This window comes from Rhodococcus sp. ARC_M12 (genome assembly GCF_022810385.1).
In the GTDB taxonomy this organism is placed as follows: Bacteria; Actinomycetota; Actinomycetes; order Mycobacteriales; family Mycobacteriaceae; genus Rhodococcoides; species Rhodococcoides navarretei.
This window is the reverse complement of record NZ_JALGQI010000016.1, coordinates 1-13,896: the sequence shown is the minus strand read 5'-3', so window position 1 is coordinate 13,896 and position 13,896 is coordinate 1. Positions and strand designations below refer to the sequence as shown.

The window sequence follows — 13,896 nt, the reverse complement described above, 5'->3', positions numbered from 1 at the left end:
GGTGTTCGGATTCGAGGTCGCTCGCTGGTGGCACCTGGCACCGTGGAGTACCAATCCCCTGATGCGAGGCCGTGATCGAACCTCCGCCCTCGTTCTTGCGTGTGGGCTGGCGGTGATTCTGGGACTCGTCCCGTTCTCCGCGCTGCTCGGATCGCTCACGTACGCCGATCTCGATGCCGCGTCGGCCCGAACGCGGGCCACCACCCAGCAGATCGATGCCCTGGTGACGAGTGAACCGACGCTGCGATCGGAAGAGAGTGCAGTCTTCGATCCGACCGAGCACTACGCAACGGTCGCCTGGGAGTGGCCACCGGGACAGCGGCACAGCGACGAGGTTCGAGTTCCGGACGAAGCCGAACAGGGGGCAACAGTTCCGGTGCGAGTCGATTCCGAGGGCAGGCGGGTTGCGGAACCGCCGTCCTCCACCTCGAACGCTGTGGTGGGAATCAGTGCAGCCGTTGGGTTCTGGGTGGCCTGCACAGTCGTTGTTCTCGTCGCGCTCCAGGCGACGAGGCATTTCGGTTGGCGTGCGCGAATGCGTCAGTGGGACCGCGACTGGCTGAAGTTCGAGACCGAACGTGGTCGAACCAAGGGAGACTCGACATGAGGGACCTCGGCCACCTCGATGATGGACCAAGTGCTCTGAAGGTGGACGCGGCTGCAGATCTACGGTCGATTCGATTCGACTGCACGGACAGTCGACCACGAGACGAGGAAGAATCATGAGCAATTCCACCGACCGCATACTTCCCATCCTGGTGGGCATCGACGGCTCCAGCGAGGCCGATGCCGCGGCGCACTGGGCGGCGGCCTATGCGGCGAAGGTGCGCGCACCCGTGCGTCTGGTTCATGCAGTCCCCGAGGGGGATTGGTACGGATCGGCGGCGTTCGTCGACGGCGGTGCGCTGGAAAGAGACCTGCGCGCGATCGGTCGCAAGCATCTCGCTCGCGCCGAGGCAGCGATTCACCACGCGGCACCCGAGGTGTCCGTCGAGACCGTCACCGCCGATGGGACCATCGCCTCGTACGTGTCGAATGCCGGCGCGGAACTGGTGGTGCTGGGATCGAGGAAGTCGAGCGCACTGCGAGACCTGACTCTCGGCAGCAACACGCTCCGAGTCGTGACGCATGCCCAGTGCCCGGTGCTGCTCATGCGTACCGCCGTCGACAGTGCCGACCCTGCCCGCCCGATCGTGGTGGGGGTCGACGGAAGTGAGCAGTCGGATCGGGCACTCGGGGCCGCACTCGAGATCGCGCACACCCTCGGCGCGCCGGTGGTCGCCGTGAACTACTGGGGATTCGCCGCTCAGGCAGGTCTGGGAACAGGATTCGAGGATGTCGATTGGGTGAGTATTCGGGCTCACGAACAGCATTGGCTCGACAGGCATGTGGAGACCGTGCACGAGAAGTACCCGGATGTGGCACTGAGTACTGTGAGCTCGCAGTCGAGCCCGACGCGAGGCCTGCGTGCGATGTCCGCGTCGGCATCGATGATCGTGGTCGGCTGCCGAGGCCGGGGTGCATTCCTCGGAACGATTCTGGGATCGGTCAGTCAGAACCTCGTCCACCACGCCGACTGCTCGGTACTCATCGTGCGATGACCCAGTGCGATGAGCGCTCAGTCCTGGTCCTTGCTCCGCGGTGCCATCGGCGGTGAGCCGATATCGCAGTGCGGTGGGCAGTTCGACGCGTCCTGGCCGGTTCCGCGAATCAGTACTGCGGCAATGACGGAACCGATCACCAGCAGTCCGGCACACAGCAGCATCGCGGTGTGGAATCCGTCCGAGAACACCTCCGGCGCGGAGTAATCGGAGCCCGCGATACCGGCGAGCGCCGGTAGGGCAGCCACGGCGAGCAGCTGACTGGTGCGGGCCACCGCGTTGTTGACGCCCGACGCGATTCCGGCGCGATCGGTGGACACCGCACCCAGTACCGCTCCGGTCAGCGGGGCCACCAGAGCGGACAGGCCGAGCCCGAAGACGAGAACCGCAGGCAGAACGTCTGTGACATAGGTGGATCCGGGCCCGATGCGCAACATCAGCAACAGGCCAAGCGCCGACAGCAGTGGCCCGACGGTCATCGGAACACGAGGTCCGATGCGTCCGGCGATTCGCCCCGCACGGACGGACAGGACGAGCATGAGAGCGGTGATCGGCAGCGTGGCCACCCCGGCCGCGATGGGTGAATAGCCCACGGCGAACTGCAACTGCAACACCAGCAGGAAGAACACTCCGCCCAGGGCCGCGTACACGGCGAACGTCACGAGGTTGGCCGCCAGGAACACTCGCGACGCGAACAGCGATGGTGGTACCAGAGGATCGTGCGAGCGCCGCTCGATCACGACGAACAGTGCGACGGCCGCGATACCGAGAACCAGCGGCAGAACGTGGGACTCGATGAGGCCGTACGTGAGCAGACCGAGTGCGGCGGCCACCGTCACCGCGCCCGGTACGTCGAGTCGGCCGGATGCGTGCGGATCCCGGCTCTCCGGAACATGTTTCGCCGCCACCCACACGACCACGACTGCGAGCGGGACGTTGATCAGAAACACCGATCGCCACCCGACGGCGTCGACCAGCCATCCCCCGAGCAGTGGACCGATCGCCGACGCGACGCCGCCCAGCCCTGACCACAGACCGATTGCAGCCCCTCGGTCCTCGGCCTTGATCGACGCCGAGATCAACGCGAGCGACCCTGGTGTCAGCAACGCCGCGCCGACGCCCTGAAGAAGTCTCGCCGCGATCAGCACCTCGATACTCGGAGCCAGTCCGCACAGCACCGAGGCGGCCGCGAACCAGACCGTGCCCCAGACGAACACCCGTCTGCGCCCCAGTCGGTCACCGAGGGATCCGCCCAGCAGAATCAGCGACGCCAGCGTCAAGGTGTAGCCGCTCACCGTCCACTGGAGGCCGGTGACGCCGGAACCGAGATCGCGACCGATGGCGGGGAGCGCGATGTTGACCACGGTGGCGTCGAGCATCGCCAGAGCCGAGCCGAGCACCGTGGCTGCGACGATCCACCGCCCCCGCGCGCTCGACAGCGAGATGTCGGTAGTGGTCACAACTGTTCGACGCACACGACGAAGTTGCGCGAGTCCTTCTCGAATCCGTAGAGCGCCGGATCGGGGCAGTCGTCGACGGACGAGGTGCCCTCGAGGATGGTCACGACGCGGCGGGTGTCGGCACCGGGAGTGGCGCAGTCGACCCGCTGAGCGAATTCACCGACGAGGTCCATGCATCCGCCGACCTGCCAGTCGATGTCCAGACACAGGGCTCCCTGTTCGATGTCGAAGTAGGTCTCGTAGTAGTACTGATCGGCGTCCTCGGGGCACTCGGCCGAGGTCGGCGTCTTGGCGAAGACAACATAGTTGGACTGCGCAGATCCGCAGGTCGCGTTGGCGATGGCCGCCTCGTCGACGGTACCGCCCAGGGTGACGCACTCACCTACCTCCACATCGATGTCGACACTGCCGCCGTCGGCGATGTCGGTGGGCGGTGCGGTGGTGGGAGGACTGGTGGTCGTGGTGGCCGGAATGGTCGCGCCGGAGATCGCGATCGCGGTGCCGGACACCTCCGACGCGCACCCGCCGAGCATCAGGGCTGTGCAACCGAACAGCGCGAGAACGAGAGCGCGGACCGAACGACTGGATGACGCCATGGTGAGTCCTGCCCTCGTAGGTTCGACCGTGTTCGTCTAGAAAATATCCGACTCGCTTGTCGGCCGCATGAGGCAGGATGAACTGCGTGGATCTTCCTCTTGCCGTGCCGGTCGCACCGATGCTCGCCAAAGCCGCGAAAGTGGTGCCCGCGCAGCCCGAGGACGGGCCGGCTGTGTGGTCGTACGAGCCGAAATGGGACGGATTCAGGGCCATCGTCTTCCGTGACGGAGACGAGGTGGTGCTGGGGTCCCGCGGCGGCAAGGACCTGGCCCGGTATTTCCCGGAGTTGGTGGAGGCGATCAAATCCGAGCTGCCCGAGAAGATCGTTGTCGACGGTGAAATCGTCGTGCCGCGCGAGAAGGACGGTTCCACTCGTCTCGATTGGGAATCGCTGTCGGAAAGAATTCACCCCGCGGCGAGTCGGGTGACGATGCTTGCGGAGAAGACTCCGGCGCAGTTCATCGGCTTCGACCTGTTGGCCGTCGGCGACGAGGACCTGACGAGCGAGCCGTTCTCGACGCGGCGGGCGAGATTGCTCGACGCGGTCGGCACGGGCGGGCCGAGCTGTTTCGTCACCTCCGCCACCGACGCCGCTGCGGTGGCCGAGGATTGGTTCGAGCGTTTCGAAGGTGCCGGACTCGACGGTGTGGTGGCCAAGAGACTCGACGGGGTCTATCTGCCCAACAAGCGCGAGATGATCAAGATCAAGCATGCGCGTACCGCCGACTGCGTATTGATCGGCTATCGAATTCACAAGTCCGGTAACGGGATCGGATCGCTGCTGCTCGGCCTCTACGACGGTGACGATCTGCGCATGATCGGCGGTGCGTCGGCATTCACCGACAAGCGCCGGTTGGAATTGCTCGAAGAACTCGAACCGCTCCGACTCGGCGACGACGTCACGTACGACGGCGAAGCGACCCGCTGGAACTCGTCGAACGACCGAAACTGGATCCCGGTGCGCATCGAGCGGGTCATCGAGGTGGCCTACGACCAGATGGAAGGGGCACGGCTGCGGCACGTGGCGCGCTTCCTGCGGTGGCGACCCGATCGTGATCCGCGCTCGTGTGCCTACGACCAGCTCGAGGTTCCGGTGCGTTACGACGTTGCCGACGTCATTGCCGGGGGACGATAGTCATGGCCGCGAAAACACCACCGGCGTTCGTGCAGGCCGGCGAACGCGACGTGCGGGTGTCGAGCCCGGATCGCGTGATCTACGAGGCGACCGAACGCACTCCGGAGATCACCAAACTGCAGGTGTGCGAGTACTTCGCGGCCGTCGGGGAGCCACTGATGCGGGCGATCGGAGACCGCCCGACCGCGATGGAACGATGGCCCGACGGCTATCGCGAGGGCATGAGATTGGCGCTCGGCCCCCAGGACAAGGAGGGCGACGGCTTCTATCAGAAGCGATTGCCCAAGGGTGCGCCCGAGTGGATCGAGACGGTGAAGATCGCGTTCCCCAGCAAGCGCACCGCCGAGGAGCTGTGCCCATCGGAACCGGCCGCGCTGGTGTGGGCGGCGCAGATGGGCACGCTGACGTTTCACCCGTGGCCGGTACGTCGACCGGAGGTGGACCATCCCGACGAGTTGCGTCTCGACCTCGATCCACAGCCGGGCACCACGTTCGCGGACGCCCTGCGCGTCGCCGACGTGACCCGAGAGCTCTTGGAAGAGTTGGGCTTACGCGGCTACCCGAAGACGAGCGGTAATCGAGGGATCCACATTTACGTTCGCATCGAGCCGCAGTACACCTTCGAGCAGGTGCGCCACGCGGCCATCGGTCTGGGCCGTGAACTCGAACGGCGCGACGACGGGGTGACCACCAACTGGTGGAAAGAGGAACGCGGAGAACGCATCTTCATCGACTACAACCAGAACAACCGGGACCGAACCATCGCCAGCGCGTGGAGTCTGCGGGCTCGGCCGGGCGCGCCGGTCAGTACTCCGCTGACGTGGTCGCAGTTGGCCGACGTCACCGATCCACGTGAATTCAACCTCGTCACAGTGCCGGAGCTGATTCAGGACGGCGATCCGTGGGCCGACATGGATTCACAGGCCTACGCTCTCGAACCCCTTCTGCACCTGTGGGAAACACTGCCCGGCGGAGAACTCAACTTCCCGCCCGACTACCCCAAGATGCCGGGCGAACCGCCACGAGTGCAGCCGTCGAAAAAAGTTGCCGAGCACTGGGATGCGGAGGGCAATCGCACCGAAAGCTAGCTCGCTCGGCCCGGGCAGGAGTGCACACTACGTGGCCGCATCGACGGGATCCCGTCGATTCAGCCGTGTTCAGTGCACCCTTGCCCGCGCTCACATGGATTCGAGTTCCCGGATCAACGTCGCCGCATCGTATGGTCCGACGTGTCGGATGAGGTCCTTGTCGCCGCGTCCCAGGTAGAACGTCGGGGTGCCGTCCACGTCCGAGGACGACGCGTCGAGTTCGTCGTCCTCGACGCGAACGACGTGATCGCCGGTGCGGATGTCGTCCTCGAATCTGTCCATGTCGAGGCCGAGATCGCGTGCATAGCCGTCGATGTCGTCGGGTTCGAGTGCGTCACTGTTGCGGAACAGCACGTCGGCCATCTCCCAGAACTTGCCCTGCGCTGCCGCGGCTTCACTGGCGTAGGCGGCGTACCGAGCATGGGGGTGGTAGTCGTCGAGCGGCAGGTGCCGGTAGACGTAGCGCAGGTCGTCGCCGAAGTGCTTGCGTACCTCGGCGACGCTGCCGGTGGCCTTGCTGCAGAACGGGCATTCGAAATCCGCGTACTCCACGATGGTCAATGGTGCGTCCACCGGACCGCGGATGTGATCGCGCTTCGCGCTGACCGGACGCAGAATGCGCAGGGATGCTTCGGCTTTCGGGGGATGGATCTTCGCGTCGACGCGGAACAGGATCCAACCGAGCGCCGCGGCGATCACCGATGCCGCCAGCACGCCGACGCGCGCCTCGTCGGCGAGCAACTCGTCGTCGAGGGCGAGGTCGATGATGAACAGCGAGATGGTGAACCCGATTCCGGACATCGCCGCACCACCGGCGATATGCGAGAGCGTCAGCCCGGGAGCGAGGGACGACGGCCGCAGTTTCGCGAATATGGCCGAGGCAGCGGTGATTCCGACGAGCTTGCCGAGGACGAGGCCCGCGATGATGCCCCAGGTGAGCGTCGAGGTCGATGCGGCTTTCAGAGTGTCCGAGCTCAGCACCACTCCGGCGTTGGCGAGCGCGAAGATCGGCACGATGATGAACGCCGTGTACGGCTGGTAGAGCCGCATGAGACGTTCGTTGACCGACACCGCGCGATCGAGTCCGAGGCGGGCCGCTCGGGCGTACTCGGGATTGGGTGACTGCCGAAACGCGCGCGTCAGGTCCGACGCGCGTTCCACCTCGGTGCGGCGCGGCGGGTAGACCGGAAGGATCAGCGCGATCATCACTCCGGCAAGGGTGGGGTGAACTCCGGACTCATACATCGCAACCCACGTGAACAGGGCGACCACGAAGTATCCGACGCCGCTGTCAGTTTCAGAAGACGGCTGCACTCTTTGCAGGCGTTTCGAGGGTGAGTGCACGTGTCTTCTGACATTCTGATGTCAGAAGTGCGGTGCACGGTCGCACGTTCGGCTCTCGGTGACAGGGAGGCTTGTGATGGACCCCGACAAGCTCGACGTCGTGGAGACCGGTGTGCTGACAGCGTCGGGGGAGCGGTGGTCCCAGGCCGAGGCCCGTTTCGCTGTCCTGGCTCCCTTGCTGGAGATGCATCCGGTGCGTTCGGAAGCGGTCGACGATGCCGCGCAACGGTTGGGATTGTCCAGGCGGCAGGTCTACACGTTGGTCGGCAGGCTCAGGAACGGGACGGGGACAGTCACCGATCTTCTGACGAAGGTCTCGTCGGGAGGGCGTGGCCGCAGCCGAGTGACGGCTGAGGTCGAGGAAGTGATCGGCGATCATCTCACCCGCTATTTTCTTCACCGCCAGAAGCTGAGTGTCGCTGCACTGCACCGACGTATCGCGTTGGCGTGTCACCGCGCGGGTTTGCCAGTGCCGGCCAGAAATACCGTCACCGCGCGTATCGCCGCGCTCCATCCGGCATCGGTGGCCAGGTCACGCGGAGGACCCGATGCCGCCCGACCACGTCATTCCGCCGGCGACAGTCCACCGACGGTTGCGGGGATTCTCGATCAGGTCCAGATCGACCACACCGTCGTCGATCTGATGGTCGTCGACGAGTACGAGCGGCAACCGATCGGCCGCCCCTACCTGACGCTCGCCATTGATGTCTTCAGCCGTTCCGTACTCGGGTTCGTCGTCACTCTGGAGCCGCCGTCGTCGATATCGGTCGGGTTGTGCCTGGGCCGCGTGTGCTGCGAGAAGCAGACATGGCTGGAGGCATGCGAGCTCGCGGAGCAGGTGCAGTGGCCGATGGCAGGGAAACCGAAACAGTTGTATCTCGACAACGCCTCCGAGTTCAAAAGCGAAGCGCTGCGCCGCGGATGCGCCCAGCACGCCATCACACTCGAATACCGTCCTCCGGGCCGACCGCACTACGGCGGGATCGTCGAACGCATCATCGGAACGGCGATGACGGCGGTGCACGAGCTGCCTGGGACCACCTTCTCGAACCCAGCGGACCGAGGAAGTTACGACTCGGACAAGCACGCGGCGTTGACATTGCGTGAGTTGGAGCGCTGGCTGGTCCTGGCTGTAGCCTCGTATCACGCGAGCGTTCACACAGGGATCGGGAACACTCCGGCCGCCGTGTGGGCCGGTGGGGTCGCCGCAGTTGGTCATGCCCCTCGTGTGGTGCTCGGCGAAACCGCGTTCCTGGTGGACTTTCTTCCCGTCATCCGGCGACGTCTGACGCGCACGGGCTTCGTCCTCGATCACGTGCACTACTTCTCGAACGCGCTCAAACCGTGGGTTGCGCGGCGAGAGGATTTGGGGCGGTTCGTGATACGACGTGACCCACGCGATTTGAGCAGAATCTGGGTCCTCGAACCAGACGGTGCCGGCTATGTCGAGGTGCCGTACCGGACGATGTCACATCCCGCGGTGACACTGTGGGAGCACAGAGCTGCTATCGCCCGTCTCCGCGAACAAGGTCGGTCGAACGTCGATGAGAGCGCACTGTTTTCGATGATCGAGCAGATGCGCGAGGTCACCGACCGCTCGCAGAAAGCCACCCGCAAAGCCCGGCGCAACCGTGCCCGCCGCACGCATCTCACCGGCGCCGCCGCGTGTGCACCGATCCCGGCGATCCACCCGCCGGTGGAGCCTCGAGCGGACGGCGGCACCGCAACGCCGGTCTTCAGCGACATCGAGGAATGGTGACGCGATGACCTCATCGACAGGAAGCAGCGACGAACCCACCGAGTCGTCCAGCGAGGATTTGGGGCACCTTCGGGAGTCGGTTCGACCGCTCACCGCACTCGACGACGCGGACCGGATCCGGTCGATCCGGTCGGAGAGGTGGATCGGGTATCCGCAGGCCCGTACGGTCATCGACCATCTGGAGTCGTTGCTGTCGTGGCCGGACCGACAGCGTATGCCGAACTTACTGTTGCTCGGTCCGACGAACAACGGCAAGTCGATGATCATCGAAAAGTTCCGGCGCACTCATCCGCCGATCAGCTTGTCCGACCGCGAGCAGACACCGGTGTTGTGCATGCAGATGCCCCCGGACCCGTCACCCGGCCGGTTCTACCTCGCACTGCTCACAGCGTTGGGAACACCGACCCGACCACGCAATCGGGTCCACGAACTCGAACAGCAAGCATTGATGCTGCTCCGCGCCACCGGCGTACGGATGTTGATCATCGACGAGCTCCACAATGTTCTCGCCGGCCGCGACAACGTCCGCCGCGAATTCTTGAACGTGCTGCGGTTCCTGGGCAACGAACTACGCATTCCTCTTGTCGCTGTCGGAACCCGCGACGCCTACCTCGCCATCCGAACCGATCCCCAGCTGGAGAACCGATTCCATCCCATGACTTTGCCGGTCTGGACCAACACTGCCGACACCAGATCACTGCTGGCCAGCTTCACCACGAGCTTCCCCCTCCGTAAACCCTCGCACCTGACATCACCGGAGATGACCGACTACCTCCTCACTCGCTCCGAGGGCACCATCGGTGAACTGACAACGCTGCTCACTGCCGCAGCAGTGACCGCCGTCGACAGCGGAGAGGAAGCGATCACCTCATCGGTGCTCACACGCACTCCGTACCTCGGTCCCACGGAGCGACGCCGCCAGTTCGAGCGCCACCTCGCGTGAACGCGCGGCTCGCGGCGATGCCCGATGATGCGTACGTTCGCCCGTGGCCGCTGCACCCGCCGCCACTGCCAGGTGAGGTCCTCTCGTCCTGGTTGGCCCGGATATGCGAGCTGTATCCGCCCATCAAGCCTTCTGACCTGCTAGCAGACCTCGATATCGATTGTGCTGTCGAGGATCTCGACCGCTACACACCGGAGCCGATACTTGCCGAGCTGGCCGGTCGCGGCGCAGTCCCGGTAGAGAGGGTGCGGATGATGACGTTGGCGGGGTGGACACCGTGGTTGCTCGACAGCACCGACCCCGCCGACTGCGACTTCGACACCTACGTCCACCAATTCTCGATCCTGCTACCGGCCGACCTCGCGAGGCAGGATCGACGACGTCGCACACCCACGAGCGAGGCATGGTTGCCGTGGGCGAGCACTCCGCGCAGTCGGGCATGCCCGGCATGTCTCGACAGCCTCGAATCCACTGCTGATATCAACATGACTCTGCTGCAGCAATATCCGGTGCTGAGCAGCTGCCTCGACCACCGTTGTCGACTCGAACCCTGCTCTGCTTTCCCTGGTCATGCAATCTTCTGGGATCAGGTCCGGTTCGGTTCGGACGAACGGGTCTCGCCCGTTCCGGTTCCCTCAGCGGTCACGGACCTCGATCGGCGCAGTACCGAGGCTCTGACGACGGGATGGGTGGAACTCGGCCCAGGCCGGGTGCACGCCGCTGTGTGGTTTCGGCTTCTGCGCACCGTCGTCGACGAAGTGTCCACACCGCTGGTTCGCACCGGACGGTGGGCGACGAGACTCGTTGCGATCTGGAAGGCCGCCGGTCGTTCTCGCCCGCTCCGGACAGCGTGGGTTCCGTTCGAGGACCTGCACTGGGACGAGCAGGCGAAAGTCCTCGAGGCCGCAGCGATCGGCATTGCGATGGTCGAGAGCGGTGAGATCGATGCCGGCGGTGCGCACGCATCTCTGCTGCGTCCACGTCCCTATGAGCCGGTCGATCCCGGGACAGCTCCGACGCGCTCGTCTTATCCCGCACCCGAGCGCGATCTGTGGGCTGACGCGCACGCTGCGGCTGAGGCCGCCATCGCGGCGGCGCGCGTCGATCGCGCATCCGCCAGTTCGTTGTACAACTTCCTGCGCTGGGGGTGCCGCACCGCGGCGGAGCTGGATGAGACGGTGCAACTGTTCCTCGACCACGGGATCCCGCTGCAACATCCGCCGACATAGCTATCGCCCGATGGAGCGGGGTCGTCCGCGATGCACGCGCGGCGACAGCCGAGAAGCCCGTTTTCGCGCCGGGGTCATAGTCACCAACGTTATTTGTGCGGTGACCGACGAGAATTTTCCTTCCCGCAGCATCTTCGACGAAACGCCAGCTGAGCGTCTTTTCGGTTCGCGAACTGTGTCGGGGGGCTCCGTTACAGTTCCCGTCATGAGAGAACCGTTGGTGAACGCGGACGCGGACGCGCTTTCGATCGTTCTCAGCGGCGGCTCGGCACCGCTTCCCGAGTTGTCGGTTGACGTTGCAGCCCGGATCGAACGTTCGATGGCATCGGCTCGGTCGGCCGGAACCCGCCGCGCCTACGCATCGGCGTGGCGACGATTCGAGACTTGGTGCACCCTGCACGGACATCAGGTGATGCCGGCGCATCCGGCGACCGTGGCCGCTTACCTCGTCGGAGCGGCCGACACACTCACAGTCGACGGGACGCGAGCGTACGCACCGTCGACGTTCGGTAAGTGGGTTGCTGCGATCGCCGACCGTCACCGCGCTACGGGCCACGACAACCCGTGCGGGCACGAGATGGTGCGCGCCACCCTCGCCGGTATCCGCCGCGACTACGCGTCGGCGGGGGAGCGGCCCCGCAATCCGCGGGCGCCGCTCTTGACTTCCGACATCACCACGATCGTCGAGTACTCGCGTCGCAGTTCGATCGGGTGGGCGTCGGAGGTCCTCGAACGGCGCGACACCGCGCTGCTGCTGATGGGCTACACCGGCGCGTTTCGACGTAGTGAACTCGTGGCGCTCGAATGCCGCGATGTCCGCCGCGACCGTCTCGACGGCGCGCACGTACGTATCCGGAAGTCGAAGACCGACCAGGACGGCACCGGAGCAGTGAAGGCGTTACCGTTCACTGACCGCTACGAGTCATGCCCGGTCTGCGCGTGGGTGCGTTGGCTGCAGATCGTCGCAGCGTTCGACACCGGCGGCAGAGTTGCTGTCATCCGAATACTCTCCCGCGCAGTGGAATTCGACTCCCATATCTGTCGCGGCACCCTTCCTGTGGTCGAGAAACGGTCCCCTCTGTTTCGGTCCGTCCGCAAGAACGGCAACCTCTCCGACTCAGCCCTGTCCGGAGCCGCGGTGCACGCGGCGATCCGCCGCCGCGCTACTCGAGCTGGATACGACCCCGTCACCGTCGCTCAGCTCGGCGGGCATTCCCTCCGTTCCGGCTTCGTCACGCAAGCCTTCCGCAACGGAGCTGAGGCGCATGCGATCATGCGCCAAACCGGGCACACCACACCCGCAATGGTCGAAACATATGCCCGCGAGCACGCCCCTCTGGTCGGCAACGCGGTCACCGAGCTCGGCCTATGACCGGGCACCCGACCGAGCCAGTGACCGGCGGCGGGTCGACCGGGGCAGATGCTGACCACGACGACCGCCCTTGTCCGATACGACCAGCGGACATCACGAACACGTCGATACCGAGGCGGGATCGGCACACGTGGTCACTGTTCGAGGACTGGTGCACCGCCCATGGCGAACCCTCACTGGCGGCCTCTCCGGAGTCACTTGCTCGGTTCCTCCACGCGCACCCCGCCGCGCCGACGACCCAACGCCGCCGGATCGCGGTGATCGACACCGCTCATCATCGGCATCTATTACCCCCTCCGGGGTGTGCGGAGATCGTTCGGGCTGCGCTGGACGTGGCGCGTACGTCGCGCCTGCAAGAGGTGGCAGCCGTGATCGGCGGAATCATCGCGCGGCTTCCCGAATACGGTTGGCCGTCAGCGTTGTTCGCACGCAGAGACGTACTGATCCTCACGCTCGCTACGACAGGTCTGCCGTACACGCAGATCGCGGCCCTGCGGGCATGCGATGTCACCGCCGATGCGGGTCTCGACGCCCTTCGCATCGAGACAGGCATCGGCGTTCATACCCTCACCTCCCTCGCGCTGGCGGGGACGGGCATCTCGCCGCGGATGGTGTATCAGCGCTGGTGTGAGGTACTCGGCCATCGGACCCGGTATCCGAGCACCCGAATGCTCGCCGACGCTCTCGATGCCGTGGACGGCACCGGGCTCGGCGGATACGACCGGTATTTCGACCCGGCCGGGAAACAGCCGCTGTCGACTCCTATCGACCGGTGGGGCCACACCCCGTTGACTGCGACCCCGCTGACCGCCCGTGCGGTCGCGGGCATCGTGCGAATGCACCTGGACGGACGGGCACCCACCCACCTGCAGCCCACTGCGCGGTCACAACATCCGGAGCAGAGCACGGCACCGGATCCAGTACCGCGGGTCCTGCTCGACCCCGGCTACTACGAACGCGGAACGCTTGCGCGTAGACACGCCCACGGTCTTCTCGACGACGTGGACTCCGTCCTCGCCGATGTCGAAACCCGCGCGGACAGCCTGTTGGAAGCACTCGTCGACTGTCTCGAATCGGAGACCGCACGCGTACCGGCCGACACCGTCGAGTGACAAGTGGTTCGTACTCGGGTCTGCACACACTCTTCTTCTCACGGCAGGGAGGCGGTGACGTCTCCGACATCTCCGAGACGAAGATCGACCAGGCCGCGAACGAACGATGCATCGATCTGACCCCGTCTGTGTGGTCTACGTCGAATCCGGGTCGTCCGAGAGTCGTGGGTTTCGGAAATCTTTCGGAGAGCGCCCGGTCCAGCGTTTGAAGGCATGAGAGAAGTTGGCGAGGTCGCTGTATCCGAGTTCGGAAGCG

General features: G+C 65.3%; 12 protein-coding genes and 1 pseudogene. 9 read left to right on the top strand and 4 right to left on the bottom strand.

Annotation, left to right across the window (positions count from 1 at the left end; all coding sequences use genetic code 11):
* Position 1: 1 nt before the first annotated feature.
* Entirely contained in the window at positions 2-607 is a 606-nt protein-coding gene (locus MTX35_RS19480) for a hypothetical protein (protein WP_243596542.1), read from the top strand.
* 115 nt (positions 608-722) lie between these two features.
* Positions 723-1,601 carry a universal stress protein gene (locus tag MTX35_RS19475; RefSeq protein WP_243596541.1) on the top strand — a complete coding sequence of 293 codons (879 nt, stop codon included), beginning with the start codon at positions 723-725 and terminating at the stop codon, positions 1,599-1,601.
* 17 nt (positions 1,602-1,618) lie between these two features.
* Here the strand turns inward: MTX35_RS19475 and MTX35_RS19470 are convergent, their stop codons facing one another.
* A complete protein-coding gene (locus MTX35_RS19470) occupies positions 1,619-3,061 on the bottom strand; it encodes an MFS transporter (RefSeq protein ID WP_243596540.1) in 1,443 nt (480 codons plus the stop codon).
* Positions 3,058-3,657: a hypothetical protein gene (locus tag MTX35_RS19465; protein ID WP_243596539.1), complete on the bottom strand. Its 600-nt coding sequence runs from the start codon at positions 3,655-3,657 to the stop codon at positions 3,058-3,060. Before MTX35_RS19465 ends, MTX35_RS19470 begins: the two co-directional genes overlap by 4 nt.
* Positions 3,658-3,743: 86 nt before the next feature.
* Between MTX35_RS19465 and MTX35_RS19460 the strand changes: the two genes are divergently transcribed.
* Both MTX35_RS19460 and MTX35_RS19455 read left to right on the top strand, forming a co-directional pair.
* Positions 3,744-4,793 (top strand): ATP-dependent DNA ligase, encoded by a 1,050-nt coding sequence (locus MTX35_RS19460; protein ID WP_243596538.1) that lies wholly within the window; start codon positions 3,744-3,746, stop codon positions 4,791-4,793.
* 2 nt (positions 4,794-4,795) lie between these two features.
* Positions 4,796-5,881, top strand: coding sequence for a DNA polymerase domain-containing protein (locus tag MTX35_RS19455; RefSeq protein WP_243596537.1), 1,086 nt, complete (start codon positions 4,796-4,798; stop codon positions 5,879-5,881).
* A gap of 90 nt (positions 5,882-5,971) precedes the next feature.
* On the opposite strand, the pseudogene MTX35_RS19450 reads toward MTX35_RS19455, so the two are convergent.
* Positions 5,972-7,168, bottom strand: a pseudogene (locus MTX35_RS19450) (Na+/H+ antiporter NhaA); the annotation flags it as partial.
* A gap of 133 nt (positions 7,169-7,301) precedes the next feature.
* Between MTX35_RS19450 and MTX35_RS19445 the strand changes: the two are divergent.
* The 5 genes from MTX35_RS19445 to MTX35_RS19425 all read left to right on the top strand — a co-directional run bounded on the left by MTX35_RS19445 (position 7,302) and on the right by MTX35_RS19425 (position 13,640).
* On the top strand, positions 7,302-8,984 hold the full coding sequence (locus MTX35_RS19445; protein ID WP_243596536.1) for a Mu transposase C-terminal domain-containing protein: 1,683 nt from the start codon (positions 7,302-7,304) through the stop codon (positions 8,982-8,984).
* Positions 8,985-8,988: 4 nt separating this feature from the next.
* A complete protein-coding gene (locus MTX35_RS19440) occupies positions 8,989-9,927 on the top strand; it encodes a TniB family NTP-binding protein (RefSeq protein ID WP_243596535.1) in 939 nt (312 codons plus the stop codon).
* The gene (locus MTX35_RS19435) at positions 9,924-11,156 is read left to right on the top strand and encodes a TniQ family protein (RefSeq protein WP_243596534.1); all 1,233 of its coding nucleotides are present in this window, start codon (positions 9,924-9,926) and stop codon (positions 11,154-11,156) included. Before MTX35_RS19440 ends, MTX35_RS19435 begins: the two co-directional genes overlap by 4 nt.
* A gap of 205 nt (positions 11,157-11,361) precedes the next feature.
* Positions 11,362-12,528: a site-specific integrase gene (locus MTX35_RS19430; RefSeq protein ID WP_068373931.1), complete on the top strand. Its 1,167-nt coding sequence runs from the start codon at positions 11,362-11,364 to the stop codon at positions 12,526-12,528.
* Between the two features lie 368 nt (positions 12,529-12,896).
* On the top strand, positions 12,897-13,640 hold the full coding sequence (locus MTX35_RS19425) for a recombinase (protein WP_243596533.1): 744 nt from the start codon (positions 12,897-12,899) through the stop codon (positions 13,638-13,640).
* Positions 13,641-13,775: 135 nt separating this feature from the next.
* On the opposite strand, the gene MTX35_RS19420 is transcribed toward MTX35_RS19425, so the two are convergent.
* Positions 13,776-13,896 (bottom strand): AraC family transcriptional regulator (locus MTX35_RS19420; RefSeq protein ID WP_243596519.1); only part of this gene is annotated, 121 nt, incomplete at its 5' end.